This is a genomic window from Vogesella mureinivorans, from assembly GCF_007644035.1.
Lineage (GTDB): Bacteria > Pseudomonadota > Gammaproteobacteria > Burkholderiales > Chromobacteriaceae > Vogesella > Vogesella mureinivorans.
In genome coordinates this window covers 1-278 of record NZ_VMTV02000619.1, presented here as the reverse complement: position 1 = coordinate 278, position 278 = coordinate 1, and the positions used below count along the sequence as shown (strand labels likewise).

Below are 278 nucleotides of genomic sequence, written 5' to 3'. Positions count from 1 at the left end.
ACCAGGCCACGACGCCGCGGAAACGCCGGTAGAAGGGCTTCTGGTAGGGATCGGGCGCGTGCGTCTCGCCGCTTTTGTGGAAATCAGGCAGCAGGCGGTCACCCAGATAGGGCACGAACACCACCGCGGCGATCCACGACACCACCAGGGCCAGGGTCACCACCTCGAAGATCGAGCGCGTGTACTCACCTGTGCTGGAGGCCGCGGTGGCGATCGGCAGGAAGCCGGCGGCGGTGATCAGGGTGCCGGTCAGCATCGGGAACGCGGTCGATGTCCAG

General features: G+C 66.9%; 1 protein-coding gene. It reads right to left on the bottom strand.

Annotated elements, in window-relative coordinates; genetic code table 11:
* The coding region (locus FLQ44_RS16600; RefSeq protein WP_276607869.1) for a hypothetical protein at nucleotides 1–256 on the bottom strand (256 nt) is incomplete at its 3' end.
* Nucleotides 257–278 lie beyond the last annotated feature (22 nt).